We start from the raw sequence: 2,675 nt of genomic DNA on the forward strand, positions 1-2,675 counted from the left end.
GAGCTATTGGTTTTTGCACGCCCCAGCATCACAATACCGCCCCAGTCGCCCGAAGAAGGTGTTGCAGCATCGGATGTAAATACAATAGGCTTTTCCTTTGTTCCGTTGGCGATCAGTTTGGTACCGCGGGTAATGATCAGTGCGCCGCGTGTAGATTTTTCTCCTTCAATCCTTGTTCCTGCTTCAACGGTTAATGTAGCGCCATCAACCACGTATACAATTCCCCTCAGCTTATACGTTGTTCCTTCTTTCAGCGTTCTGTCTGTACTTATTTTGCCCGACAGGATAGTGTTTTCGCCCGGCGTACCGCCGTCGCCACCATCTCCTTTGATGCTGCCGTCAACTTCAATTTTACGGCAGCCGGCAGTTATCAGTATTCCCACAACTGCAAATGCTAATACCTTTTTCATATTCCTGTATTTGATGTTTTTTAAAATGTGTGATTATTATTTAATGCGGTATCCGAAAGAAATGCTGACAGTAGTTCCATAATTCCTGCTTATTGCTACTACATCGGAAGAGCCCAGCTTCAGGTTCCTGCTTTTATCCACATCGTGGTAGAAGTATGCCCTTTTATTGAAGATGTCGGATACATTCAGGCGGATATCGCCTTTGTCGCCAAGCACTTTTTTAGCTATTTGAAGATCAAGCAGCGGGCGCGGGTTCTCCCATATTTCGGGCACCTGCTCATTACCTACGTATAAGATCCTGCGTCCGATCTGGTTAAACAGCAGTGTGGTGCTTATCCCTGCCTTTTCTATATCGTACTGAAGTGAAGCATTGATAACATTAGGAGACTGTCCCTGCATGGGCCTGTCAATTTTCACATCCGGGTCATTGACCTTGTTAAAGATGTAGGAAAGATTGGTCTGGAACGTAAAATTTCTCAGGGCATTGGCGAAATCCAGCTTTTTGCGAAAATCAAATTCAATCCCATAACCGGTTGCTTCTTCTGCATTCAAAAAATTAAAAGTGTTGGTAGCCACACCGGATTGATTAAAATATAACTCTATCGGGTTTTTAAAGTATTTATAGAACACACCTAAGGTTACCATTTCCCCTGCCCGCGGATACAGTTCATACCTCAGGTCAACATTGGTTACTTTGGTTCGCTTAAGGGAACTGGAGCCGATAACCGCTGCGCCCAGCTCAAAATCGTAGAAAGCAAAATTGGTGAGCTCACGAAACTCGGGACGGATAATGGTTTGGGAGCCCGATAAACGGATATTTGTTTTGGAGTTCAGCTCAAAAGTAAAATTCACAGCGGGAAGCAGGTCACCCTGTTTGATATGGGCATGCCGCTCATCACTTTGCTTTACGCTGCCCACCAACTGGTCGTAATGCTCATACCGTGCCCCCCAAACCACTCTTAGCCATGAACTGAACTGGTTATCGAACTGGACATACCCTGCATTCAAAATACTATTGGCCATATACCGGTACTGCTTGCCGATAATTTCATCAAACTTAAACTTCCCCGGATCGCCGGCATCAAAATTGGCTTCGTTAAATACCTCGTCTTCGCTCAATAACCGCAACGGGGAAGTTCCATCCCGGAGGTAAACAGAAAAAGGTCTTGAATCAAAGAGCCTGTCTTTTACCTGGAAGAGATAGCCTGCTTTTACCGTTTGGCTTTGCCCCAAAAGCCTGAAGCGCTTTGCTATATCTCCCCCAGCATTATAGATATAATCCGACAGCATAGAATAAAATACGCTACCCGTTTTCTGCGACCTCGATTCACCGATCAGCAAACTATAAGGCGCACCGGGCTCCTGCTTTGATTGGTTATATTGCACGCGGCGCTGCTGGGGTATATACCCGTCAAGAATATTAAAGCTGCCATACCAGCTCACTTTGGTTCCCAGGGAAGCGATATTGTGCTCGCCGGTAAGCTGGGTATTGAAGAAAGTATTAGAACGGAAAGCCAGCTCCCTGGCACGGATATTTTCTCCCAGTACGGGGTCCTGCTCATAATCAATACCGGTTCTTAAAGTAGCATAATCTGAAGCATTAACATTGAGTATGTTCTTAAAACTGATCCTATTGTTCCTGTTCAGCTTTATCGAAAAGTTCGCCAGCACACCCGCCAGCACATCTGTACTGTATTTGTGACTGTTGTAATCAAACAACAATGAACTCTGGCTATTGTTAAAACTGTAAAAACCATTACCAAAATCCAGGTTACGGCCGGAGCGGCTGTAGGTTAATCCTATAATAGCCCCAATGTCTTTTTTAAAAAACTTTGTATTAAACCCGCCATTGATCTGGAAAGATGCATTGACTGGAGCGTTGCCCTTATGCACAGACCAGTTGGTAGCTATGCTTTTGGCCAGTTCTGTTTTTCCGGCATCGGATAATTCCTGGAAACCGGTTTTAGTGGGAAAATGGCCGGGCAATGCCCTTGCCCCGTCATCAATACCCAACCAATCGGTACGCCCTCCTTTGTATGTATAAAAATCTTTGCCGGTCGTTTGCGTATTAAAACCGGTGCCTGCCTGCACAGAAAGAAAGCCGGAAGAAGGAATATCTTTGGTATTCACCTGCACCAGCCCCCCGGCCCATTCGCCGGGATATTCCGGCACAAAGGCTTTGTTGATAATGATATTATCAATCATGGATGAAGGAAAAATATCAAAGGAGAATGTTTTCCTGTCGGGCTCGGTAGTAGATAATTG

Annotated in this window: 2 protein-coding genes; both read right to left on the reverse strand. The window is 45.2% G+C overall.

Annotated elements, in window-relative coordinates; translation table 11 throughout:
• Nucleotides 1–410: beta-helix domain-containing protein (locus PLH26_RS21450; RefSeq protein ID WP_502876436.1), on the reverse strand; the 410-nt coding region annotated here is incomplete at its 3' end.
• Nucleotides 411–446: 36 nt separating this feature from the next.
• Nucleotides 447–2,675 (reverse strand): TonB-dependent receptor domain-containing protein (locus tag PLH26_RS21455; protein WP_324588060.1); only part of this gene is annotated, 2,229 nt, incomplete at its 5' end.

It is taken from the genome of Agriterribacter sp. (assembly GCF_035444585.1).
Taxonomy (GTDB): Bacteria; Bacteroidota; Bacteroidia; order Chitinophagales; family Chitinophagaceae; genus Agriterribacter.